This window comes from Pseudobacillus wudalianchiensis, from assembly GCF_001685015.1.
GTDB classification, from domain to species: Bacteria; Bacillota; Bacilli; order Bacillales; family Domibacillaceae; genus Pseudobacillus; species Pseudobacillus wudalianchiensis.
Genome location: NZ_MAYT01000012.1, coordinates 26,450 through 50,955 on the forward strand (window position 1 = coordinate 26,450; position 24,506 = coordinate 50,955).

Genomic DNA, 24,506 nt, shown 5'->3' on the forward strand with positions numbered 1-24,506 from the left:
CCCTATTTATGAATCGGTATAGTTAATTTCTTTATTTTATAGTTTAAATTTTGACGAGAAATTCCAAGCTTTTCAGCAGCATTTGTAATGTGGTAACTCGTTTCTTCAAGGGCTTTAATAATCAACTTTCGTTCTAAGCGTTCAACTTGGGCAGGAAGAGTATCTGAAAAAGTCGGTGTTATTTCTTCAATGGCTGAAAAATTTGCTCCCTCTGAACCATCAAGTTTAAGAGCCAGTGGCAAGAATTCGGTCGTAATAACATTCTCATCTACCATTAAATTTAAAGCGCCTTCAATAATGTGTTCTAGCTGGCGAACATTGCCGGGATAATGGAAACTCAGCAGTGTTTCCTTTGCTTCCTCGGTTATTCCCTCTACTTCAATATCAAGAAGGTCAGCATGCTTGCGGATAAAGTGCTCAATGAGTAAGGAAATGTCTTCCCTTCTTGCCCTTAAGGGAGGCACATGGATGGTCACAACCCCGAGGCGATAAAATAAATCCTCACGCAAATGCTTATTCCTGATAGCCTCTTCAGGTGTTTCATTCATCGTCGCGATAACCCGGACATCTACACTTTTTTCCTTTGTTGATCCGAGACGCATAATTTTTTTCTCTTGGATCGCTCGGAGCAGTTTTGCCTGAAGACTGAGCCCCATTGAATTAATTTCATCAAGCAGAATCGTGCCTCCATTTGCCTGTTCAAATAACCCTGGTCGATCTACTGCACCTGTAAAGGTCCCCGAGACCGTCCCAAAAAGCATACTTTCGAGCAAATTTTCGGGAATCGCCGCGCAATTTTGTGCAAAAAAAGGAGCATTCTTTCGCGGGCTTTCATTATGAATACTTTGAACAATTAGTTCCTTTCCTGTACCAGTTTCACCATATACAAGAATATTAGATGACGAACGAGAAGCACGTATCGCTTTATTAATCGTTTGACGCATCAAGCTGCTTGCGAAAACAATGTCATGGAATGTAAATCGTGTGTTGTTTTGTTTTTTCTTTTGTGGAACAGCCGGTTTTTTTTCGGCAAGCTGCAAATTTTGAATAGTAGAGGTTAGTTTTTTTATTTCCGATAAATCTCTTACGATAGCGAGTGCACCAATTTTTTCATTCCCAAGATGCATTGGTTCGCTTTTGATGACAACGGAATATTCTTTTCCTTGATTAGAAAAAAAGGTTTCCCTATTTGTCAGCCTTCTTTCAGTTAATAGAGAGTTTAATAAAGGATCTGAATGTTTATCTGCTTCTTTAAATACATCTAGGTAATATTGTCCTCTCACAGCGTTTGGCTCAAGTGTTTCCAACTCTCCAAGTTTTCGATTATAAAATACAACTTTTTTCTCGTTATCAATCACACAAATTCCTTCATCGATATGATCTAAGATCGCATCAAAGAGTCTAAACTGCTTTTTCATCTGGTTTAATTGAAACGTTAACTGATGAAGTTGGGTTACATTTTTCATGACAAGCAACGCAGAATCATTTTCCATAAATCGTACATTGGCAAGCAGTTGATTTGTGCCGATAGATAAAGAAATATTGCGCATGTTTTGTTCGTTGGCAAAGCATTTTTCAAGATCACTAGAAAAAATAAAGTCAGTGACAGAAGAACCGATCAAGTCATCTGAAGCTGTTTCCGCAAAGAAGCCGCGAGCTACACGATTCAATGACAAAATACGGCCTGCTTTATCTGTCATGATAATTCCTTCAAATGCGCTGGACCAAAAATCAGTAAGCTGGATAGCTGAAGGTGTTTTATCCATAAAGCACCACCCGTAGAAAAAATTTTTTCGATTCGTAAAGTTTTAGAGAGATAGTTTACTTGTTGAATAAATATTACTATACAAAATTTAAAGTAAAAAACAAACTATTTAATAAATTAAAAATTTTGTAAAAGTATTTTTCGTAAAAAATTTGTCTTTGAAAATATTTTTTCGATTTTTCCTAAGAAAAACGCAGTTTTATAGCGCTTTCAAACTTGGCATAGATCTTGCTTTTATAGAAAATGTAAAAAATTTTTATACCAGGAGGATTCAATATGCAAAAGGTTACTCTCGACGGCATAAAAGTAGTCGATGTCCATGCCCATCCATTTAGAGAACAAAATGAACCAGAAAGCCCTGTTGACTTTCTTAGAAAACTATCTTTGTCGGTTATTCCTGAAATGTTTACCAATATAGAAGATGTTGAAAAATTTCAGCCGTATCCAGGCACAAACATGTGGATTCAAATCTTGTTCCGCCATATGGCCAAATATTTAAATTGTGAGCAAGATTTGACTTCAATTGTAGAAGCAAGAAACAAAAAAGCAAAAAAATTTTCTAATTACACGAAAGAATTATTTACAGACGTGAATTTAGAGGGGCTCATTATGGATTTTGGTTATCCCCAACCACCGATTGATCGCAATGACTTTCAACAAATGAGCGGAGCGCGAATATGGGAAATTCATCGAATTGAACCAGTCATGGTGGAGCTTGGCAAACAAAATCTTCCGTTTAGTGAGTTTATTGGCAAGTATCGTGATAATTTACGGCAGGCTCTACAAAAAGAAGGAGTAGTAGGTTTAAAAACGATTATCGCTTACCGCAGCGGGCTGGAGATTGGTGAAAAAGATGAACAGGCAGCTGAGGCCGCTTACAAGGAATTTTTACTGAATGACAAAGCTCCGGCAAAAGCAATGCGTGATTATTGTTTCCACATCGCTATGGAAGAGTGTACAAGTGCAGATAAATTTATGCACATTCACACGGGCATTGGCGATGGAGAAGTCGTGTTGTCAAAAGCTAGCCCAGGATTCCTGCTGGATACGTTTAGAAAATCAGAATATAAGGATACGAAAGTTCATTTAGTTCACGGTGGTTATCCTTGGATGGAAGAAGCGGCGTTCATCGTGAGTATTCTTCCGAATGTGTACATGGATATTTCCTTGCAAAATCCGTTTACAGGTCATGGTGTAGAGCGAATTATTTCGCAGGTATTAGAATTAGCCCCGTTCGATAAAGTGATGTACGGATCAGATGCTTTCACGGTGCCAGAAATGAATTGGCTTGGCGTTAAGCTCTTTAAAGAGTGTTTTGAAAGAGTGCTGAATGACTGGGTCGAAAAAGACTATATGGATGCTGGTCAGGCCCGTTATATCGGAGAAATGATCTTGTACAAAAACTTTGAAAATATTTATAAAGTAAAACTTTAATTTCCAGGGGGGATGGATATGGGAGATTTTAAAAAGCAGCCGGTCCTTGATTTACAGCCGGAACGTACCTTAACATTCTGGCATATATGGGCCCTTGGCGTTGGGGCGGTAATCGGTGACGGAATTTTCCTGCTTATGGGACAAGGGATTGCTATGGCAGGACCAAGCTCGATTTTAGCCTATTTGATTGCGGGGATTTCTCAATTTTTTCTTGTAATCGCGTTAACGGAAATGGCGGTGGGCATGCCGAATGCAGGAGCCATGTCTCTTTGGGTAGAGAGATTCATGGGAAAATCATGGGGCTTTCTAGCAGGGATCACCTTCGCAATCGGCTGGATTATTGCAGGTGGCAGCGTTGGGTTGGCATTAGGGAAAATCACCATGTGGTTTTTCCCGCAATTAGAAGCAAGCTGGTGGCCTGCCGTTTTTACGATCTTTTTCCTGACATTGTTTGCTTTGGTTAACATGCTCGGAGCAGCTACGACTGCGCGTTTCCAATTATATCTTGTATTAATTTTAACAGGCGTCATGATGTTATTTGCTTTGATCGGCTTAAAAGATATTGATTTTGCAAACTACACGCCAATGTTCCCGCACGGGGCAGAAGGATTCTGGGGAGCCGTTCCGCTCGGTACTTATGCTTACTTAGGAGCCGTTACACTAGCTACAGCTGGTGCCGAATGTATAAATCCGCAAAGAGATTTGCCAAGAGGCTTAATTTGGTCAAGTGTTACGTTTTTAATTTTATATACGCTTGCTCATTTTGTTTTACAAGGGATTATTCCATCAAATGAAGTAACGATGGATAGTTCACCATTTACGGTTGCGGCCGGAAAAGTATTTGGTGTTGCCGGTGCTTTTATTATGAATATCGCGGCATGGATCGCAGCGGCTACTTGTATTTTAATGGGGACACTTTATGCTGCTTCACGGATTTTCTATCAGCAAGCGAGAGAAGGACTTTTGCCAAGCTTTTTAGGTTATATTCATCCGAAAACACATACACCTGTTTATGCGATTATGACGATCTGGGCAATGACAGTTCTTCTCGTATTAATCGGTCAATTTAACCCTGATTTTATCTATGTAGAATTAACAAACCAAATGGTTCTAGCTTGGCTTGTTTCTTGGACACTCGCTTTAATTTCAGGTGTCTTGTACCGCAAGAATCATAAAGAAGAGATTGCTAACTTACCGTGGAAACAACCTTTGTATCCTTTATTCCCGATTTTAGGATTTGTCGGAATTGCCATTGTGTTGTATGGAACATTTATCGGCTCTATGATGACGCTTGTTCGGGGATTTATTTGGCTGGCAGCATTATACCTAGCGTTCAGAATATTCAATAAAAAGCTGTTTCAATCATCATCAAAACGGGGGAGGTCAGCATGAGCCATTCATTGATAAAAGTGAAAAGTGATCAGGTAGAAGAAGTTATTCAAATACGACGGCACCTGCATCAGCATCCAGAATTATCGTTTCAAGAATATAAAACGGCCGAGTACATTAAATCGATTCTTCAAAACTGGGGAATTCCTTATCAATCCATTGGTGAAACCGGCGTAATCGTAGACATTGTTGGAAAAGAAGGTGGACGAGCCATTGGTTTAAGAGCAGATATTGATGCTTTGCCTATCCATGAACAGACAGATTTACCGTACCGCTCTCAATATAATCATGTCATGCATGCTTGCGGGCATGATGGCCACACAGCGATTTTACTCGGAGCAGTGTACGAATTAAATCAGATAAAAGAACAGCTTTCTGGTACCGTCCGCTGTATCTTTCAGCCGGGGGAAGAGGCTGACGGAGCAGCCAAAGCCTTAATTGAACAAGGAGCATTAAGTAATCCAGAGATAGAGGCAATGACAGGCTTGCATTTATGGCCGCACCTTCCTTTGGGAACAGTCGGCATTAAATACGGAGGCATGACAGCATCCTGTGACGATTTTAAAATTACGATTACTGGCAAAGGGGGACATAGTGCCCGTCCTCACCAGGCAATAGACGCTATTGCGATTGCTGCCTCTATGATTCAAGCTTTTCAAAGTCTTACAGTTAAGCGGTTTAATCCAGGTGAACCGGTTATTATTCATATTGGTAAAATCAACGGCGGCGAAGCGAGCAATATTGTAGCCTCAACAGTGGTGCTTGAAGGAACGGCCCGGGCTGTGAATAATAGTTTAAGAGGAGAAATCTACCAAGAAATTTTAAAAGTTTGCCGAGCAGCTGAGGTTCAATGGGAAGCACAAATAGAAGTAGATTATACTCTTGGTCATCCGCCAATCGTGAATGATGAACAAATGACAAATCAGTTTGAAGAAATGGCTTCTCGTTTACTTGGAGCAGAGCGGGTTATTTCTTTAAAAGAGCCTTCTATGGGGGCTGATGATTTCGGATATTTCTCGGCGAAAGTGCCGAGCATTTATTTCCGGCTTGGCATTCAAAAAGAAAATCAGCCTGTTTATGACTTGCATCATCCAAAATTTCAATTCGATGATTCTATCTTAAGAACGGGAATTGAGTTATACGTCAACTTTGCTTTATCACTTTTACAGGACAGGAGAGAACAATAATGGTCGCTACTCAACAAAGATTAACAAAAGAACAGGTGCTGCAAATGGTGGAAGAGCAGCACATTGAATTTATCCGTATTGAATTTTTAGATTATACGGGTGTGACGAGAGGGAGAACGATTCGAAAGGATTCTCTAAAAAGCGCTCTAGAAAAAGGAGTGAACTTCAGTACGGCGATCATGGACTTCACGATGTTTGACACCTATGTACCTGATCCAGTGTATGGTGCAAATGGCGGTGATTTCTTTGCCATGCCAGACCCAGAGACATTTGCTATTTTGCCGCATAGAAAGCAGACAGCGAGAATGTTCTGTGACTTAGTGGATGAAAACGGCAACCCGTGGGAAGGGTGTCCACGTGGGGCATTAAAAAGACTTCTTCATGAGGCAGAGGCCCTTCTTGGCGGAAAGATATTTATGGCATACGAGCAAGAGGCCTACTTATTAAAAGAAGAAGAAGGCAGACTCGTTCCGGCAGATAACAGTACTTGTTTCTCATCGGATGGAGTAGATATTCAAGAGGAATTCGTTCAGAAATTCGTTGAAACGATCGGCAAAATGGGAGTGGAAACGGAACAGATCTCTAGTGAATACGGTCCAGGACAGTTAGAGATCAATTTAAAGTACGACCATTGCTTAAAAGCAACCGAAGACCAAATTACATTTAAACAGTTATTTAAACATCTGGCGAGAGACATGGGGATGATCGGCACGCTTGCGCCAAAGCCATTTAACGATTTTGCAGGAAGCGGCTTGCATGTTCATATGAGCTTGTACAATGAAGATAACAATTTATTCAAAGATTTGAATGACGAAAAAGGATTAGAGCTGTCTGAGAACGCCTATTATTTCATCGGAGGAATTTTGCATCACGGCCGTTCCATTGTAGCGATTGGCGCTCCAACGATGAATTCTTATAAGCGGATGGTACCAGGTTCTTGGGCACCTGCTCATATTTGCTATGGTTCAGGCAATCGTTCTGTGCTCGTTCGTGTACCGGAAAAGAGACGGGAAAGAAGGTTTGAGTTTAGAGGGGCAGACGGCACCTGTAATCCGTATTTGTTGTCAGCTGCTTTAATTGCAGCCGGTCTTCATGGCATTAGAAAACGGATTGACCCAGGTGAGCCGCTTGAGGTGGATGCTGGCAATTTGAGTAACAACGAGCTGGAAGCAATGGGCATCGAGTGGGTCCCGCGTAATCTTCAAGAAGCGATGGACTCATTGGCGAAAGATACGATTTTAGCAGACAGCATCGGCCGTCCGATTTGGCAGGAGTTCATTAAGGTAAAAAGAGAGGAATGGAACAAACATTTTTATCGCATAGATGAATGGGAAAGAAGTCAATATGCTGTCCTGTATTAACAAAAAACGCCTGTCGCTTGTCTCCAATTGGAGGCAGGCTTTTTCTTTTCCAAATACTCCTTTGTTTAACAATTAATCTGTTAGGGTATAGCCAAAATTGGGTAACAATAACAGCGGCGACTATACATAAAGGTTGAACGTATTTGAAGGATTGCCTGTCGTTTTGATGATTGCCTTGGATTTTTGCGAAAAGATCAGGAGGGAATAAACAATGAGAAAAGATGAAAACAAAGAAAGCGTACAAGAAAATGTAAAGGACGAGCAATTGGAACAGTTTCGAGTAGATCACAAGGGAAAGAAAATGACAACTAATCAGGGGGTGCGTGTGTCGGATGACGAGCATTCTCTCAAAGCAGGAGACCGAGGACCGACCTTAATGGAGGATTTTCAATTCCGCGAGAAGATGACTCACTTTGACCATGAGCGAATTCCAGAAAGAGTGGTGCATGCACGCGGTTTTGGAGCTCATGGTTATTTCCAGGTATATGAACCGATGGCAGAGTATACGAAAGCAAAATTTTTGCAGGATCCATCGGTGAAGACGCCTGTTTTCGTTCGTTTCTCCACCGTGGCAGGCTCGCGTGGTTCAGCAGACTCAGTCCGTGATGTAAGAGGGTTTGCTACGAAGTTTTATACAGAAGAAGGAAACTACGACCTTGTTGGCAACAATATCCCGGTTTTCTTTATTCAGGACGCTATGAAATTTCCTGACCTTGTCCATTCCTTTAAGCCGGAGCCGCACAATGAAATACCACAGGCCTCCACAGCACATGATACGTTTTGGGACTTCGTTGCGAACAATACAGAATCAGCTCATATGATTATGTGGGCGATGTCAGACCGGGCAATCCCGCGAAGCTATCGCATGATGGAAGGATTCGGTGTCCATACATTCCGATTTGTCAATGAACAAGGGAAAGCCCGCTTTGTGAAGTTTCATTGGAAGCCGGTATTAGGTGTGCATTCATTCGTTTGGGATGAAGCACAAAAATTGGCTGGCCGTGACCCTGATTTTCATCGCCGTGACCTATGGGAAGCGATCGAAATGGGCGATTACCCGGAATTTGAGCTGGGCGTGCAGATGATTGAGGAGGAAGAGGAGTTTAATTTTGACTTTGATATCCTCGATCCAACGAAGCTCTGGCCAGAAGAAATTGTACCGGTCAAGATTATTGGCAAAATGACGTTAGATCGCAACCAGGATAACGTCTTTGCTGAGACAGAGCAGGCTGCTTTTCATCCAGGGCATGTCGTACCGGGAATTGACTTCTCCAATGATCCGCTTCTGCAAGGACGTTTGTTTTCTTATACAGATACGCAGCTTATTCGTCTTGGCGGGCCTAATTTTCATCAAATTCCTATTAACCGTTCTGTTGCGCCGGTTCACAATAATCAGCGCGACGGCTATCATCAAATGAACATTGATAAGGGGCAGGTAAGTTACCATAAAAACTCCCTGCAAGGAAATGACCCGCATCCAGCATCGGAAGCAGAGGGCGGTTACGTTCATTATCAGGAAAAAGTCGAGGGCAGAAAGGTGCGCCAGCGCAGTGACAGCTTTAAAGATCATTATTCGCAGGCTAAGCTTTTCTGGAACAGCATGACGGATATTGAGAAAGAGCATATTATTGAAGCTTTTCATTTTGAAGTCGGAAAAGTGAAGAGTAAAGAGGTAAGACAGCAAGTTGTTGAGGTTTTTGCTCATGTGGATGAAGAGTTAGCGGCAGCGATTGCTGCTGGTGTTGGAGCAGAGGTACCGACAGGGGTTAGCGCCTCGAAGGTGACCCTTTCCTCAGCCGCTTTAAGTCAGGAGCTCAATAAGAAAAAGAGTGCCGCGACACGCAAAGTAGCCGTTTTAGCAGCCGATGGCTATGAGGATGCAACGGTTACACCTGTTATAGAGACATTGAAAGAAGCAGGTGTTCATGCGGAAATTGTCAGCGGCCATGTTGGCATGATTACAGGCGCTGACGGACAGCAGCAAGAAGCCGTTCATTCTTTCTTAACAAGTGATCCGGTTGTATTCGATGCGATTTACGTAGCAGGCGGACAAGCAAGTGTTGAGCAAATGAAAAAAAATCAAAAGGCCGCTGAATTTATCAAAGATGCCTTTAAGCATTTTAAAACCATTGGGGCGGCTGCTGAAGGAGGAGAGCTTCTTGTTGCGGCTGGCATTCAAGCTGGGTCAGATCCAGGCATTGTCATAGTTCATGATGACAAAGAAGTGAAGGACTTCAGCGAGTCGTTTATAGCAGCTTTAGCTGAACATCGCCATTGGTCACGTCAATTATAATAATAAAAAGACCCAGCCGGACGAACTTGGCTGGGTCTTCAGGCTGCTAACAAACGTTCGCTTGCCATCGGCCTGATGGGTGGTATATAAAGTAAACTCCGTCGACAATCTCAATCTCAAATCCCAGCCGGATGTGTCCGGCTAGATTTGCAGCTAGTTGTCTCTTAAGCCTTTTCTTCGAATAACTTAGCAATCTCTACAATGACGTTTACCGCTTTTTCCATGTTGTTGACGGAAACGTATTCGAAACGGCCATGGAAGTTTTCACCGCCCGTGAAGATATTAGGTGTTGGCAAGCCCATATAGGAGAGCTGTGAGCCGTCCGTTCCGCCGCGGATTGGTTCTACAATCGGCTGGATACCTAAATTCGTCATTGCTTCATAAGCGATATCAACGACTTCTTTGACCGGTTCAATTTTTTCTTTCATGTTATAATATTGATCATTTAATTCTAAGGAAATTCGCTCTGCTCCGTATTTTTTCTGCAAGTCTTGAACCACTTGGGTGAACAGGTCTTTACGCGCTTGGAACTTTTCCTTGTCATGGTCACGAATAATATAGTGCATCTTTGTTTGTTCCACATCGCCGTTAATAGAGATAAGGTGGAAAAATCCTTCATAACCCTCTGTATATTCAGGCGCTTCATTAGCAGGAAGCTGCCCATTTAGTTCCATCGCGATTTTTGCTGAGTTAATCATTTTTCCTTTCGCCGAACCGGGATGCACATTTTTCCCGTGAATTGTCACCTGGGCGCCGGCTGCGTTAAAGCTCTCATATTGGAGTTCACCGAGCGGGCCGCCGTCGATCGTATAAGCAAAGGCAGCATTGAAAGCCGCAACATCAAATTTGTGAGGGCCTCTGCCGATTTCTTCATCAGGTGTAAAGGCGACACGGATTTTTCCATGCTTGATTTCAGGATGCTGTATTAAATAATGCATAGCTGTCATGATTTCTGCTACACCCGCTTTATTGTCAGCACCAAGCAGCGTTGTGCCGTCTGTTGTGACCAGCATATGGCCTTTATAGTTCGCTAATTCGGGGAAGTCAGTTGGTGACAAAATAATTCCTAGTGACTCATTTAAGACAATGTCTGCTCCATCATACTGCTCAACGATTTGCGGCTGAACATTGTTGCCAGTAAAATCAGTGGCGGTATCAACGTGGGCTAAGAACCCGATGACCGGAACGTCTTTATCCGTATTGGCAGGAAGAGTGGCCATTAAATAACCGTTTTCGTCTAAAGTGACTTCCTGCATGCCGATTTGCTTTAATTCTTCTTCGAGCAGGTGCAAGAGTGTCCATTGTCCGGGTGTAGAAGGAGTCGTATCGCTGCTTTCATTTGATTGCGTGTCAATTTTGACGTAGGAAGTAAACCTGTCAATGATTTCTTTTTTCATTCAAAAACAGCTCCTTTTTATATGTATTGAATTGATTTTAACACAAGCATTTGAAAATTTTAGTGAAAAGGTTTGTGTTCTATTAAGTCGAACCTATTAGATGAAGTATGATAGAGAGGACCCGTCCATATATATGAAGTAAGCACCCGATTGAATTAAGCTGTTTTAGGGGAAAAATGAATAGTGTTCCGTTATAGCTGGCACGCTAGCTAAAAGATTGTCATTGTCTGGAAAGGGGTTATGAAATGGACGAGAAGCTGTTGTCACTAGCATTTTCAGTAGAAGCAAATAAAGGTGTCTACGCCCTGCTTTTAGGTTCAGGCATTTCTTATTCAGCAGGCATCCCAACTGGCCGTGGCATCTTGCGGGAATTTTGCCGAAGAATTATGTTTGTAAATGGGGCAGAGGAACATGATCCGGTTCACTGGTACGAAAAAAAATATGGGAAAGCCCCTTTATATAATGAGGTTATTGAGTTGTTGGCTAAAACATCTTCTGAACGCAATGGATTGCTAAAAGAATTTTTCGAGCCAACGCTTGAAGAAGTAGAGCAAAAGCAAAAGGTGCCGACGGAAGCACATTATATGATTGCGAAGCTTGTCCAACGCGGGTATATAAAGGTAATCGTCACGACAAATTTTGACCGTCTGCTAGAGCATGCACTCGATGAGCACAACGTTCAGTACCAGACACTTTATCACGATACAGACATTGAGGGCATGAAGCCGCTTGCTCATGCTGATTGTACGGTGCTAAAGGTAAACGGAGATTACCGTGATACCCGCTTTAAAAATGTGACAGACGAACTTGATAACTATACATTGCCGCTTGCCCAGCTATTGCGCCGGGTATTTGACGAATACGGCATCATCGTATCCGGTTGGTCGGCAGAGTGGGATACAGCGCTTCGGGAGTTGATTAAGTCGGTGAAAGGCCGTCGATATTCATGGTATTGGCATGCTTTTTCTGAAAAATTGACTCCAGATGCCGATGAACTGATCAGCTTTCGCGATGCCATTAAAATTGTTGATCCAAAAGGGGCCGATCATTTTTTTACAGAGTTATATGAAAATGTGATTAATATTGCGAAAATAAAAAAAGTAAGCCCAGAGAACATTCAAGTGAAAACAAAGCGGCTGAAACACTACATTCAAGATCGACGGGAAATTGAATTAAGAGAAATGCTGACAGATCAAACGAGAAAGGTCACGTCTTTCCTTTTTGAACAGCGTTACACGGGGGAGGCAACAGTAGAGGAGCTGTCCGTTCGTATTCAGACTGTCGCTGAAAAAAGCAAGACGCTCGCTATGCTTGCGGCTATCTTAGCTTACTACATCCGAACGTCAGAGCAAGCGGAACTGTTGATTCAGACCGCCGAGCGGCTGACTGGTTCCCGGCATCATCATGGAGATGCTTCCCTATTGGCCACTCAGGAAATTCCACTTCAAGCCGTTTTTTATAGTATTGGCATTAGTGCTGTGATGAAAAAGAATTATCAATTATTGAATAAATTGTTCACATTGCCAAAAGTGCAGGATCCTCACCGTCACCATCTTTCCTTTTTAGCGGCCACTGCACCCCAAACGGTTTTGGATCCTTTATTTGAGAAAGTTTCAGAGGGGGAGAAACACCTAGCGCCGACGGAAACAGTTTTTACCTATCCCTTTTTAAAGTATTTGTTTATTGAAGCGAGACTCGCGTTTGATGACCAGGAGTTTGAACAGCATTTTGACCAGTTTGAACTGTTAAGGGCGATTAAATGCCGTTATACGAATGAAATAGGCGATATTTGTGGACGATTCGGCTATAAAGCAAATCGAGAGCATCTGATTCGTTTCTTGAATGAAGGAGCAGAAACAGAAAACTGGCCGGTGCTCGCTATTTGTGATGGCAGCAGCGAAAAGTTTGTTCATTCGCTTGAAAAGTTAGCGGAAGATTTAAATGAAAAAGAAGGCTTCAGCGGCAAAGGGCTGCTGTCTGCCTATACGAAATTTGAGGAATGAGAACCTGATGGCTAACAGGTTCTTTTTTATTTGTTTCATCTAATCTTCAGAAATTCTTCAGAATTATGCTGCCCGAATGTTAAGAATTAATCGTTAGAATAACATCAAGCACAAAGTACCAATCATGCTATACTTTCGAAAGGAGGCGAAATAAATGAATCCATATACAGTATTAGTCGTTGATGATGAAGAGGAAATTCGCAATGCGATTGAAATATATTTAAAAAATGAAGGCATTACGGTTATGAAAGCAAGCGATGGTATAGAAGCCATTGAAAAGCTCCATGAGCAGACCGTTCACTTAATTATCCTAGATGTCATGATGCCGAGATTAGATGGAATTTCTACGACCTTTAAAATAAGAGAAGAGAAGAACATTCCTATTATTATCCTGAGTGCCAAAACCGAAGATACCGATAAAATCCTCGGCTTACAAATGGGAGCAGATGATTATGTGACAAAGCCATTTAACCCGATGGAGCTCATTGCCAGGGTGAAATCACAGCTGAGAAGATATGTAGCGCTTGGTACGTATGAAGGAATGAAAAAAAACATTAATTTAAATGGCTTAACATTAGATCAATCAGCTAAAGAAGTGACGGTGCACGGAGAACCGGTGAAGCTGACACCAATTGAATATAAAATTGTTGAGCTATTAATGCTGAATGCGGGACGGGTATTCTCGATTGATGAAATTTATGAACGCGTCTGGAATGAGCCAGGGTACAATGCAGAAAACACGGTAGCTGTTCACATTCGAAAGATTAGAGGGAAAATAGAGATTGATCCAAAAAATCCGAGGTATTTAAAGGTGGTATGGGGAATTGGATACAAAATGGAAAAGTAGGCTGTTGTTCGCCGGGTGGCTGCTTTTGTTCGTTATTGGGCTAAGCAGTGTTGTAGCCGCCGTTCATGATGGGAGAACGTACTTTAAGAGAGATTACTTTCACACGATGGAATTTGACGATCATCTCAGTCAATTTATCTCCTATTTAAACACCTATGAGCTGGGAAACATGTCGAAAGAAGAAGCGAAAAAAGCGATAACGGTCACTCCTGAGGAAATAGAGGAGCACCGATACCGTTATGGAAGTCTGCCTGAGCAGATTGCTAACATTAAAAACCAGTATGAAACAGATATTCAGGAAGCGAATGCAGCAGATAACAAAGAAGCAGCACAAATTTTAATAAAAGAAAGAGATAAAAAGATAGCAGACATTACGAAGAATTTTCAAGATGAAGAATACGTCCGGCAAAAAGTCCGCGTAGAGAAGGAACAGGCTATTGATGATTACTACCAATCATTAGAAGAGGAACGATCTAACTTTGAAGACTACCAAGCATTTTTTAAATATTATTTCAAAGACACCTCAACTGGAAAGGTTTATACAAATGTCAATATGGCGGGCAGTTCCGTTAAAGAGATCTTCAACCAAAAAAATATGTTATTTATCCAGAAGTATGAAGCTGCTAATGCACTGAGAGCAGGGGAACAAACCATTGGTTATGGAGAGAGTGGTGAAGGTATTTTATTAAAAGCAAGAGGAGGAAAATTTGAAGGGAGAATTGGGGCAGTCAGCCGACCGACGGCAGCGAGTCCGCTTTATAATGACTATAAAATGTTTCGGCAAAATCAAAAAGTTTTTATCATTTACGTGGCTAGCGGCTTTATTCTTCTATTGATCAGTTTATACATAGGCAAAAGATTCTTTATTTTTCCAATTGGACTTATAGAGAAAATACAGCCGCTCTATAATCGGGTTCCATTGGATGTAAGTGTTGCTGCTGCTCTTGTGACATGGCTGCTGACGATCGTGTCCTTACAATGGAGCAATGTGCTGATTTATTATGAGTACACCTACACGCTTATCCAGAACGTAATTAGTCACTTATTAGCGTCGCTCTGTTTAACTTTTCTTTCCTTATTGCAAGGGAAATTGCTTGTGGAGAGGTGGAAAGCAGGAGAGGGGATTCGCGAAGAGTGGCGTCAAAGTGTAATCGCAAAATTAGGGCGTCTTTTGACCAATGCGTTTTTAGTTCGTTCCATTGGCATTCAATTCTTTTTACTGCTGGCTGTTTTTTTCTTTACCGGTTTTGGAGTGCCAATTGCAGTGTCTCATTTGGATCTGCTGGCGATTTATGGGGTCTTATTCCTACTCATTTCCTTGCCGGCCTTAATTTTATTATTTAGGGGAATGGCTTACTTAAATCTGATTATCCAGCATACGGGCAGGCTTGCTGCTGGTCATTTAGAAGCTGATTTGCCCGTCCGCGGGAGATCAGTGTTCGCTAAAATGGCTGAACATATTAATGTATTAAAGAAAGATGTGAAAGCTTCACAAAGAGAACAGGCAAAGAGTGAACGTTTGAAAACAGAGTTGATCACGAATGTGAGTCATGATTTAAGAACACCGCTGACCTCTATTATTAGTTACACAGAGCTGTTAAAAAACGAAACGATCTCCGCTGAAGAAAGAATCGCCTATACAGAAATTATTGATCGTAAATCTAAACGGCTGAAAGGGCTGATTGATGATTTGTTTGAAGCGTCGAAAATGGCGAGCGGCAATGCTGAGCTGGTGAAAGAAAAAGTGGATCTCGTGCAGCTGCTTCAGCAGGCGCTAGGGGAATACGACGAAGCGATTGGAGAATCAAGCTTGCAATTCCGAGTAACGAATCCAGATGAGCCAGTTTTTGCGATGGTCGACGGGCAGAAAATCTGGCGAGTGTTTGATAATTTGATCGGCAATATCCTGAAATATTCCCTGGAAAATACGAGGGTATATATTTCGATAAAAACAATGAATGATCAAGCCATCATCACGTTTAAAAACGTAACTAAATATGAGCTTGGTGATAATGTAGATGAAATGTTTGAACGCTTTAAGCGCGGGGATCGTTCCCGTCATACCGAAGGCTCAGGTCTTGGGCTTGCTATCGCTAAGTCGATTATTGACTTGCATGAGGGAACACTCGATATTGAGGTCGATGGCGATCTCTTTAAAGTAACGGTTGCACTTCATGTCAGCTCTTAAAAAGAAGACCGTAAGATAAAGTGTTTGAAAAAGTAACATGGCATATAACAGGAGCATCGAATTTGGTGCTCCTGTTATATGTGAAATTATTTTTTTAATTTTAAAAGCTGATTCACTGTAACGAATTTGTATCCTTTGTTCGATAGCGACTGCAGGATTCCTTCAATTGCTTTTAATTCCTCGCCAGAATGATCATACATTGGATGGATCAAGATGATGGAACCCGGTTTGACATTGTCTTTTACATAACTTACTTTGTCAGCAGCAGATGTGTAGTAAGTATCTGGTTCAAGACTCCAAGTGATCGTATCTTTATTATGTTTATACAAATAAAAAGGCAGCCCCACTAGTTTTTTTCCGTTCGGAGGCCGAACGTCGATGTTATCTTTATATCCAGCTTTTCGAATGAGTTGGTCGGTTTTTTCGATTTCATTCTTGATGAAAGAAGGCGACTTAAATACCATTCGCTTATGAGAATACGTATGATTTCCAATTTGATGCCCCGCGTTTACAATTTGCTTCGCCTCTTCCTGATTCTTTTCAATTTCATTCCCGATTAGAAAAAACGTCGCTTGCGCATTATACTGCTGCAACAAGGGCAGAATGGTATCCACATTTTTTGTCGGCCCATCATCAAAGGTTAAGGCGACTACCTTTTGGTTCGTCTCCACTTGGTTTGTCAGCCTGCCGAACAATTGAAAGGTTCTCGAGTTCATTAATTTATAGGTTCCAAACAATAGAAGAAAAATCAATAGAATGCCTATCCCAATAAAGGTTAGTTTCTTTATCATACATACAGCCTTTCCTTCAACGTATTTTAATATCGTTTTTTATCGTAACAAAAATTTGCCGCTCTCCAAAGGGAATTTTTTATAAAATATGGATCGCTTTGTTTTGAAAGGAGATAAAAATAGACCATTTCACATTAGTGAAATGATCTATGATTTTTGGGTTAGACAGGTCTGGTTGATACGTCCAGAGACCTTTTACTAATATTCATCGATGTTCGGCTGGTTTTTCTGGACACGATTGATGTTGATCACTTTTGGAGCAGCGGGATTAATATTGTCAATTTTAGAAATGATACACCATCGGCCCGGTTCATTAGAAGTTAACGGTACATCGATTTCATCGCCGGTATTTGTTTTGACAATCACCTTGCCATCATATTTAGCAAAATTGTCGCCTTTTCTAAATGGCAAAAAGCGAAAAATATTTGTTGCAATAATAACAGACTCTACGTCCTTCAATGTTTTGATGACGAGGTTTTCTTCATTGTTTCCAGATGTGTTGCCGACACCAGCATCTTTATCTAGAGCGATGAAGGGGGACTTGTCTGTTTTTCCTTTATTCCCGAAAAAGATGTGGCCATTTTGCCCATCCTTTGTTTTGTAAAAGGCATGCATATCAAGGTCGACCCCTTTTGTCCATTGCAATTTCACCGCTATATGATTAATTTTATCGGCCTTCTTTAAAGAGATAAAGTCACCAGGCTTTTCAAGCGTGATTTTTGACAATTGGATCGTTGGTGCGTTCCCATTCACGGTCGGTTTGTTGTCTTGAATAGTAGCCGCTGTTTCATTTTTTGCTTGTTCTGGAGTAGGAGCAACTGATTGATTTTCTTCTTTTACTTCCAATCCAAAATGCTCACATAGCTGAGCGAGCCCTCCAGCAAAACCTCCCGTATTAGCGGAGATTTTCCAATCGTTCTCTTTGCGATAGATCTCTGCGACGACGAGAGAGTTTTCGACTGTAAAGGGACCAAGGTCGTAATGAAGCAGTTCTGTGTTATTTGTTCTGTTTAGTATTTTCATAGAAGCATTGTTCATTTGGGCAAAGGTTTGTCCTTTTTGATCTCCTTCAAAAATAGTTAAAGTAAGGACCAACTTTTGTACAGTTGCATGAATGGCACTTAGCTTAATGGAAAATGCTTCTGTTTTCTTAGAAGACTGACTGCTTACAGAATGGCGGACTGATTGATCTGAAGAACTGCTATTACCGTAAAAGATCATATAGGGGTCACCAGGGCATTTCCCTGAGTGATCAATCATAAAAATAGAGGCATCAATATCGAGAGCTGATGCCGCTTCCCAACTGATTTGAACAATGATCTCATCCAGGCCGGGCTGGTTTTTTGTTATATCGGCACGCGCCCCTTTTACAAGATTCATTTTTTCCCTCCTCCTTTTTGCTTTCTTTGAGCATACCAAATAGAACGCTATCAAGTCACTTTCCATAACGGAGCTTGCTTATCATAGCTGAAAAATAGAAATGAACTATTAAATTTTCAGAAAAAATCATGCATAATAAAAAAGTATGGAAAACTGTAAAAGGGGCTGACTTTGTGAAACATATTTATACGGGAAAAACGAAAGATGTATATGAATTAGAAAACGGCCATTATTTATTAAAATTCAAAGATGACGTAACAGGGGAAAATGGTGTGTTTGATCCGGGAGCGAACACTGTCGGCCTCACAATGGAGGGAGCCGGCCGGGCTGGTCTGCGGTTAACAAAACATTTTTTTGAAATTTTAAAAGAAAAAGATATTCCAACTCACTACATTGATGCTGACATTGAGGAAGCAACGATGACAGTTCAGCCAGCTACAGTCTTTGGCAAAGGATTAGAAGTGATTTGCCGCTATCGGGCTGTTGGGAGCTTTCTGCGCCGCTACGGCATGTATGCCCAGGAAGAACAGCCGCTTGATGCGTTTGTAGAAGTTACATTAAAGGATGATGATCGTCAAGATCCGCCGATTTCAGAAGATGCGCTTGCTATGCTCGGTATTCTATCTCATGAAGAATATAAAGAATTGAAAGAGCTGACAAAAAAGATTGCTGCCACTGTGAAAGAAGAGCTTGCTAAGAAAGAGATTGATTTGTACGATATAAAATTTGAATTTGGCCGCGCAAAAAATGGGCAAGTTTTATTAATTGATGAAATTTCTGGAGGCAACATGAGAGCCTACAAGCAAGGAAAATACATAGAGCCGCTCGAGCTGGAAAAAATGATGCTCGAAATGTGAGGAAATAGCCCTAAAGTCGGTGAGTATCGGCATTAGGGCTATTTTTATAAGTGTAATTACCTGCTTGTTTATTCGTTTCTTTGTCTTTATTACACATAATTGGAAAACGATTTTAAGGTCTCCTTTTTAAATAAACCATAAGTAACAATTGAGTGAATATTAGCGAAATTGCTTATCTTTTGTAGTATGATAGTACGTATAGTAAAATGGAAAAAGAAAGCCATTTTAAACAGGAGAATTGATCTCTTGTTAACTTGAGGGAGTGATTAATTTGGCGATTGTCCTCCAGAAAGGGCAAAGAATTGATTTAACAAAAGGAAATCCAGGGCTTGAGAAAATCATGGTCGGTCTTGGCTGGGATCCGATACAGAGAAAATCTGGCGGGTTACTTGGCATGTTCGGCGGAGGCGGTAATGCGAACTTTGATATTGACGCTTCGGTCATCATGCTGCAGGACGACAAGTTTGTAAGCAATGAAAATCTCATTTACTTTGGCAACCTGCAAAGCAGCTGTGGCAGCATCGTACATACAGGAGATAACTTAACAGGCGAAGGAGAAGGAGATGATGAGCAAATACTCATTAACTTAAAGAGTATTCCTTCTCACATTAATAAGCTTGTGTTTGTAGTTAATATTTACGATTGTGTCGCCCGCAAGCAAGACTTTGGTATGGTAGAAAATGCCTTTATTCGTGTAGTTAACTCGGCAACTAGAGAAGAGCTGCTTAAATTTAATTTATCTGAAGATTATTCAGGTTCTACGAGTTTAACAGTGGCCGAGATTTATCGCCACGGATCCGATTGGAAATTTGCAGCTGTCGGAACAGGTACACGCGATACAGGGCTTCGTGAATTGGTTCGCCGCTACACTTAATAAAAAAATAGAAAAGAGGGTTTTGACATGGCAATTTCATTAAGCAAAGGACAAAAGGTAGATTTAACAAAAGGAAATCCAGGACTAAAAAATATTACAGTCGGCCTTGGCTGGGACACAAATAAATACGATGGCGGTCATTCTTTCGACTTAGATTCATCTGTATTCCTTTTAAACGGTGCCGGCAAGTGTGAAAGTGAAAAGGATTTCATTTTCTACAACAATTTAGAAGGCGGTAACGGTTCGGTTGTTCATACAGGAGATAACTTAACGGGTGAAGGGGATGGCGATGACGAACAAGTAAAAATCAGCCTTGCCGATGTTCCAGCTTCTATTGAAAAAATTGCTTTCACGATCACGATTCATGATGCAGAACAGCGTAACCAAAATTTCGGACAAGTGTCTAACAGCTATGTTCGTATCGTCAACACAGAAAATAACGAAGAGTTGATTCGTTATGACCTAGGCGAGGACTTCTCCATTGAAACAGCAGTAGTTGTTGGCGAGCTTTACAGACACAATGGCGAATGGAAGTTCAATGCGATTGGCAGCGGCTATCAAGGCGGACTAGCTTCACTCGTTAAAGATTACGGTTTGCAAGCTTAAACGAGCTTCACTTTATTCTAAATGGGGGAGTGATTGGACAATGGGCATTACATTAGCAAAGGGACAAAAAATTGATTTAACCAAAACCCATCCTGGCCTTGTAAAAGCAGTGATCGGTCTTGGTTGGGATACGAACAAATACTCCGGCGGCGGGGAATTTGATCTTGATGCGTCTGCTTTCCTTGTCGATGCAAGCAATCGCTGCCAAAATGATCATGATTTTATTTTTTACAACAACCTTCAACATCCGAGCGGTGCTGTTGTTCATACAGGCGATAACCGCACAGGAGAAGGTGATGGGGATGACGAGCAGTTAATTGTCGATTTCTCAAAGATTCCTAGTTATGTAGAGAGAATTGGCATTACGGTTACGATTCATGATGCAGATTTACGCAACCAGAACTTTGGACAAGTGTCGAATGCGTTTGTTCGTCTGGCTGACGAATCAACAGGGCAGGAGCTTCTTCGTTTTGACTTAGGAGAAGACTTCTCAATTGAAACAGCGGTTGTATTTTGTGAATTATATAAGCACGGAAATGACTGGAAATTCAGCGCGGTAGGCAGTGGTTTCTCTGGAGGCCTCGCTGCCCTTTGCCGGAATTACGGTTTAGAAGTTTAACTTTCAAAGCCAATAGAGGGCAGGGCAGCCTTTTATTGGTTTTTTTCAACAGGAGGAACTAATGGATATTATTCATGGTATTTTTAGTACGTATGCGGCTTTTTTTGATTGGCATATGTGGGCAAAAGTGTTAACCGACCCTGTAAGCTGGGGCTTAATTGGTACCCTTGTGATTCTTGAAGGATTGCTTTCAGCGGATAACGCCCTTGTGTTAGCTGTAATGGTGAAGCACTTGCCGCCGAAGCAGCGGAAAAAAGCGCTGTTTTACGGTTTGATAGGCGCTTATGCATTCCGTTTTATTGCGATCGGTATTGGTGTGTTTTTAATTAAATTATGGTGGGTCAAAATTTTAGGTGCGGCGTACCTTGCTTGGTTATCGATTAAATATTTTATCGATAAATCAAAAGGCGGCGGCGATGACGATGAAGCAGAAGGCGGTTTGAAAACAGAAGGAATTCTAATCCGCATATTCGGAACCTTCTGGGGAACAGTGGTGGCTGTTGAAATTATGGACATTGCTTTTTCCGTAGACAGTGTTCTTGCGGCTTTTGGTGTCAGTGAAGAAATTTGGGTGCTCTTGCTTGGGGGAATGCTTGGGGTTCTCATGATGCGTGGAATCGCTGGAGTATTCTTAAAGCTCATTGAAAGAATTCCAGAATTAGAAACAACAGCTTACATTTTAATTGCGATTATCGCTTTAAAAATGGCGTTAAGCGTGGTAGGCATTGAAGTTTCCCATTATGCGTTCTTTATTGTTTTAATCATTACTTTCCTTGCAACATTTCTTGTTCACCGTGTCAATCAGCGTAAGCTGGCTGAGCAGGAAGCGGCTGCCGGCAAGAAAGAGGACTAAAAGAAGGAGTTTGTCTTCTTCTTCTAGGCTGTTTTATAAAGCAATTAGCCTGGAGAGTGTATAAATGAGACTTTGTCTACAATTTGGAAGAAGGAGCTTGCCTCCTTCTTTATTTATAAGGAGGTGTAAGCTTGAAATACTTTAATCATCTGCCGGAACTGCATTTAGAAGGTTTTTTCCACCAGAAGCCAAAGGTGATCAATAAGTATACCGATAGAAGCAAGCTTGCTTATAGTCTTGGTCCGCTTTTATACATGCCGGCAACACGGCCGGATATTGCCCAATTGATTATGACGAACAAATATAAAGAGCTTGTCGCTCTTGTCATTTGTTTAGAGGACGCAGTTGGGGATCTGGAGGTGAAGCAGGCGGAGGAATTGTTGATTTCTCACATGGCAAAAGTAACGAAAGCTGTAATGGCAGGCCAACTGATCAATGAAACCACTCCACTTATTTTTATCCGGGTTAGAAGCGCCCAGCAGATGTCAGAAATAGCCGTCAGGCTCGGCTCCTCTTTAGAGCAAGTGGCCGGCTTTGTCTTCCCTAAGTTTTCTTCAGTCAACGGAGAAGGTTTTCTTTCAGAGCTGCAGAAAATCAACGTACAATCAGGTACACTTCTTTACGGTATGCCTATATTGGAGTCACCTGAGGTGCTTTATAAAGAAAAGAGAATGGCCGAGTTATTGCGTATAAAAGAAATAGTTGACCGATATGAAGAATTAATTCTTAACATTCGGATTGGCGCTACAGATTTGTGCGGACTGTATGGCTTGCGAAGAAACAGCCAAACAACGGTGTATGAAATCTCCATTGTGAACGAGTTAATTACGGATATTGTCAATTTATTTAGCAGAGAACCGGGCGGCTATGTTGTCTCTGGACCGGTATGGGAGCATTTTTCAAGCAATCAGCGAATTTTAAAGCCGCAGCTGCGTGAAACGCCTTTTGAAAAACAATTTGGTTCAGAAGGATTGCGATTAAGAAAAGAACTGATCAGCAAAAACTTTGATGGGTTAATCCAAGAAACTTTGCTTGATAAAGCCAATGGATTAGTTGGAAAAACGATTATCCACCCTTCGCATCTTTTGCCAGTACAGGCGATGCATGTCGTTTCAAAAGAAGAATATGTAGACGCCTTGAGTATCGTTCAGCAGGCAAATGGCCAAAAAGGTGTGTTTAAAAGTGAGTTTCAAAACAAAATGAATGAAATTAAGCCCCATTTAAAATGGGCAGAGAAAACTTTAATGAAATCAGACATTTACGGGGTGTTCCATGAAAACAGCACATTCATCGACTTACTATCCGAACCGGTATTCTCATAAAATCGGCGGATCTTTGGAAGTAGACGTACAAATAGACTCTAATCCATATGAGCTTCCCACAGAAGTGTTATATGAGATGGCTGCACGGATCAACAAGAAGCGGTCTTTTCTGTTCGTGAGTAAAGTGCTAGGAAAGCACATCCCGCTTCATCCCTACATTCCATCTATTGCTTCTGCTTTGCTGGCTTCTCTTTATTATGAGAGAGAAACAGGCCATCCATCGCCTAACAGGGAACTCCTGATTGAAGCTTTGAAGAGCGGATCGGCAGAGCAGCTCGAAGCAGCCTATTCTCTTATAAAAGGTTTACAATACTCTCCAGAAGAGCCTCTTGTATTCATCGGCTTTGCCGAAACAGCAACTGCACTTGGTCACGGGGTATTTGACTGTTTTAGCGAATCAACTTATATCCACTCCACACGAGAAATGCTTCTCGATAAAGAGGTCACTCTTTATTTTGAGGAGGAGCATTCTCATGCAACAGATCAACGCTGCTATGCACCGGAAGAAAGCTTGCATCATGAAAAGACGATTTGTCTCGTCGATGATGAAATTACAACTGGAAAAACGGCTTTGAACATTATCGCTTCTATTCAAAAGAAATATCCAAGGAAAGAATACGTCGTTCTTTCGCTGCTAGATTGGCGAACAAAAGAAGATCAGCAGCGATTGCGGGACTTTGAGAACGAGTGGAACGTCCGAATTAAAACATATTCTTTAATGTCAGGAATCATCCATGTCCAGGGATCACCAGATTTAGAAGAAGCAACAGACATAAACACACAGCCGGCCTTTCAAGAGCCCGATTACGAAATTATTCGCCTTCATGATTTTTGCCCTCCTGTTCCGTCGATTGCTTATTCATCCGTCGATTCATTAGGAGTGAAAAATGAAACACCTTATTTAGCGATCACAGGACGGTTTGGTCTTTCCTCGGAAAAGAAAGAAGCGATAGAACAGTACTGCCGCGAAATCGGACGCTATTTGCAAGCTCACAGAAAAGGCAAAAAAACGCTTTGTCTCGGCACGGGAGAATTTATATACATTCCAATGAAAGTGGCGACTTATATGGGAGAAGGGGTTCTGTATCACTCAACGACGAGAAGTCCCATTTTTCCTTTGAACCAAAGTGATTATCCAGTGAAGAATCGACTTATCTTTGACAGCCCGGATGACCCGGCTATTGTCAACTATGCCTATAACGTGTTAGATGGGGCTTACGATGAAGTGTTCATCTTTTTCGAAAGAACAGTAGAGGAAAAAAGACGCCTTTCGCTTTTACGACAGTTTAACGGCCTGCCTCAAGTTCACATCGTAGATTTTATCGGAGAGGAGTGTTGAG

19 protein-coding genes are annotated in these 24,506 nt (G+C 41.5%); 15 read left to right on the forward strand and 4 right to left on the reverse strand.

Translation table 11 applies throughout. From position 1 onward, the window contains the following. Positions 1 to 2 precede the first annotated feature (2 nt). Entirely contained in the window at positions 3 to 1,766 is a 1,764-nt protein-coding gene (locus tag A8F95_RS08100) for a sigma 54-interacting transcriptional regulator (protein ID WP_077247276.1), read from the reverse strand. A 275-nt stretch (positions 1,767 to 2,041) separates the two neighbouring features. Between A8F95_RS08100 and A8F95_RS08105 the strand changes: the two genes are divergently transcribed. The 5 genes from A8F95_RS08105 (at position 2,042) to A8F95_RS08125 (ending at position 9,429) form a co-directional block, all read left to right on the forward strand. Beyond that, complete coding sequence (locus A8F95_RS08105) at positions 2,042 to 3,199, forward strand: amidohydrolase family protein (protein ID WP_065410061.1); 1,158 nt, start codon at positions 2,042 to 2,044, stop codon at positions 3,197 to 3,199. 18 nt (positions 3,200 to 3,217) lie between these two features. Next, positions 3,218 to 4,591, forward strand: coding sequence for an APC family permease (locus A8F95_RS08110; RefSeq protein WP_065410062.1), 1,374 nt, complete (start codon positions 3,218 to 3,220; stop codon positions 4,589 to 4,591). After that, positions 4,588 to 5,775, forward strand: a complete 1,188-nt coding sequence (locus A8F95_RS08115) for a M20 metallopeptidase family protein (protein WP_065410063.1) — start codon at positions 4,588 to 4,590, stop codon at positions 5,773 to 5,775. The genes A8F95_RS08110 and A8F95_RS08115 overlap by 4 nt, the downstream gene beginning before the upstream one ends. Further along, entirely contained in the window at positions 5,775 to 7,136 is a 1,362-nt protein-coding gene (locus A8F95_RS08120) for a glutamine synthetase family protein (RefSeq protein WP_065410064.1), read from the forward strand. Before A8F95_RS08115 ends, A8F95_RS08120 begins: the two co-directional genes overlap by 1 nt. 211 nt (positions 7,137 to 7,347) lie before the next feature. Continuing rightward, complete coding sequence (locus tag A8F95_RS08125) at positions 7,348 to 9,429, forward strand: catalase (RefSeq protein WP_065410065.1); 2,082 nt, start codon at positions 7,348 to 7,350, stop codon at positions 9,427 to 9,429. Positions 9,430 to 9,593: 164 nt separating this feature from the next. Here A8F95_RS08125 and pepT read toward each other — a convergent pair whose 3' ends face one another. Then, entirely contained in the window at positions 9,594 to 10,826 is a 1,233-nt protein-coding gene (pepT, locus tag A8F95_RS08130; RefSeq protein ID WP_065410066.1) for a peptidase T, read from the reverse strand. 245 nt (positions 10,827 to 11,071) lie between these two features. On the opposite strand from pepT, the gene A8F95_RS08135 reads away from it, so the two are divergent. The 3 genes from A8F95_RS08135 to A8F95_RS08145 all read left to right on the forward strand — a co-directional run bounded on the left by A8F95_RS08135 (position 11,072) and on the right by A8F95_RS08145 (position 15,864). Further along, positions 11,072 to 12,829 (forward strand): SIR2 family protein, encoded by a 1,758-nt coding sequence (locus A8F95_RS08135; RefSeq protein WP_065410067.1) that lies wholly within the window; start codon positions 11,072 to 11,074, stop codon positions 12,827 to 12,829. A gap of 154 nt (positions 12,830 to 12,983) precedes the next feature. After that, positions 12,984 to 13,676 carry a response regulator transcription factor gene (locus A8F95_RS08140; RefSeq protein ID WP_065410068.1) on the forward strand — a complete coding sequence of 231 codons (693 nt, stop codon included), beginning with the start codon at positions 12,984 to 12,986 and terminating at the stop codon, positions 13,674 to 13,676. Continuing rightward, positions 13,654 to 15,864: a sensor histidine kinase gene (locus A8F95_RS08145; protein ID WP_065410069.1), complete on the forward strand. Its 2,211-nt coding sequence runs from the start codon at positions 13,654 to 13,656 to the stop codon at positions 15,862 to 15,864. The genes A8F95_RS08140 and A8F95_RS08145 overlap by 23 nt, the downstream gene beginning before the upstream one ends. An 86-nt stretch (positions 15,865 to 15,950) precedes the next feature. Here A8F95_RS08145 and A8F95_RS08150 read toward each other — a convergent pair whose 3' ends face one another. Beyond that, a complete protein-coding gene (locus A8F95_RS08150) occupies positions 15,951 to 16,655 on the reverse strand; it encodes a polysaccharide deacetylase family protein (RefSeq protein ID WP_065410070.1) in 705 nt (234 codons plus the stop codon). 198 nt (positions 16,656 to 16,853) lie between these two features. Further along, positions 16,854 to 18,035, reverse strand: coding sequence for a TerD family protein (locus A8F95_RS08155; protein ID WP_065410071.1), 1,182 nt, complete (start codon positions 18,033 to 18,035; stop codon positions 16,854 to 16,856). A 173-nt stretch (positions 18,036 to 18,208) separates the two neighbouring features. Here A8F95_RS08155 and A8F95_RS08160 point away from each other — a divergent pair, with 173 nt between their 5' ends. The 7 genes from A8F95_RS08160 (at position 18,209) to A8F95_RS08190 (ending at position 24,505) form a co-directional block, all read left to right on the forward strand. After that, the gene (locus tag A8F95_RS08160; protein ID WP_065410072.1) at positions 18,209 to 18,892 is read left to right on the forward strand and encodes a phosphoribosylaminoimidazolesuccinocarboxamide synthase; all 684 of its coding nucleotides are present in this window, start codon (positions 18,209 to 18,211) and stop codon (positions 18,890 to 18,892) included. Positions 18,893 to 19,163: 271 nt separating this feature from the next. Next, on the forward strand, positions 19,164 to 19,766 hold the full coding sequence (locus A8F95_RS08165; protein ID WP_065410073.1) for a TerD family protein: 603 nt from the start codon (positions 19,164 to 19,166) through the stop codon (positions 19,764 to 19,766). 27 nt (positions 19,767 to 19,793) lie between these two features. Further along, positions 19,794 to 20,372, forward strand: coding sequence for a TerD family protein (locus A8F95_RS08170; RefSeq protein WP_065410074.1), 579 nt, complete (start codon positions 19,794 to 19,796; stop codon positions 20,370 to 20,372). Positions 20,373 to 20,412: 40 nt separating this feature from the next. Next, a complete protein-coding gene (locus A8F95_RS08175) occupies positions 20,413 to 20,991 on the forward strand; it encodes a TerD family protein (RefSeq protein WP_065410075.1) in 579 nt (192 codons plus the stop codon). 61 nt (positions 20,992 to 21,052) lie between these two features. Then, complete coding sequence (locus A8F95_RS08180) at positions 21,053 to 21,844, forward strand: TerC family protein (protein ID WP_065410076.1); 792 nt, start codon at positions 21,053 to 21,055, stop codon at positions 21,842 to 21,844. Between the two features lie 131 nt (positions 21,845 to 21,975). Then, entirely contained in the window at positions 21,976 to 23,166 is a 1,191-nt protein-coding gene (locus A8F95_RS08185) for an HpcH/HpaI aldolase/citrate lyase family protein (RefSeq protein ID WP_065410077.1), read from the forward strand. Next, positions 23,117 to 24,505 carry a phosphoribosyltransferase family protein gene (locus A8F95_RS08190; RefSeq protein WP_077247278.1) on the forward strand — a complete coding sequence of 463 codons (1,389 nt, stop codon included), beginning with the start codon at positions 23,117 to 23,119 and terminating at the stop codon, positions 24,503 to 24,505. The genes A8F95_RS08185 and A8F95_RS08190 overlap by 50 nt, the downstream gene beginning before the upstream one ends. Position 24,506 lies beyond the last annotated feature (1 nt).

Excerpts from the sequence above, each read along its gene's own strand:
- A8F95_RS08100 (WP_077247276.1), bottom strand. The coding sequence starts at position 1,766 with ATGGATAAAACACCTTCAGCTATCCAGCTTACTGATTTTTGGTCCAGC.
- A8F95_RS08105 (WP_065410061.1), top strand. The coding sequence starts at position 2,042 with ATGCAAAAGGTTACTCTCGACGGCATAAAAGTAGTCGATGTCCATGCC.
- A8F95_RS08110 (WP_065410062.1), top strand. The coding sequence starts at position 3,218 with ATGGGAGATTTTAAAAAGCAGCCGGTCCTTGATTTACAGCCGGAACGT.
- A8F95_RS08115 (WP_065410063.1), top strand. The coding sequence starts at position 4,588 with ATGAGCCATTCATTGATAAAAGTGAAAAGTGATCAGGTAGAAGAAGTT.
- A8F95_RS08120 (WP_065410064.1), top strand. The coding sequence starts at position 5,775 with ATGGTCGCTACTCAACAAAGATTAACAAAAGAACAGGTGCTGCAAATG.
- A8F95_RS08125 (WP_065410065.1), top strand. The coding sequence starts at position 7,348 with ATGAGAAAAGATGAAAACAAAGAAAGCGTACAAGAAAATGTAAAGGAC.
- pepT (WP_065410066.1), bottom strand. The coding sequence starts at position 10,826 with ATGAAAAAAGAAATCATTGACAGGTTTACTTCCTACGTCAAAATTGAC.
- A8F95_RS08135 (WP_065410067.1), top strand. The coding sequence starts at position 11,072 with ATGGACGAGAAGCTGTTGTCACTAGCATTTTCAGTAGAAGCAAATAAA.
- A8F95_RS08140 (WP_065410068.1), top strand. The coding sequence starts at position 12,984 with ATGAATCCATATACAGTATTAGTCGTTGATGATGAAGAGGAAATTCGC.
- A8F95_RS08150 (WP_065410070.1), bottom strand. The coding sequence starts at position 16,655 with ATGATAAAGAAACTAACCTTTATTGGGATAGGCATTCTATTGATTTTT.
- A8F95_RS08155 (WP_065410071.1), bottom strand. The coding sequence starts at position 18,035 with ATGAATCTTGTAAAAGGGGCGCGTGCCGATATAACAAAAAACCAGCCC.
- A8F95_RS08170 (WP_065410074.1), top strand. The coding sequence starts at position 19,794 with ATGGCAATTTCATTAAGCAAAGGACAAAAGGTAGATTTAACAAAAGGA.
- A8F95_RS08175 (WP_065410075.1), top strand. The coding sequence starts at position 20,413 with ATGGGCATTACATTAGCAAAGGGACAAAAAATTGATTTAACCAAAACC.
- A8F95_RS08180 (WP_065410076.1), top strand. The coding sequence starts at position 21,053 with ATGGATATTATTCATGGTATTTTTAGTACGTATGCGGCTTTTTTTGAT.
- A8F95_RS08190 (WP_077247278.1), top strand. The coding sequence starts at position 23,117 with ATGAAAACAGCACATTCATCGACTTACTATCCGAACCGGTATTCTCAT.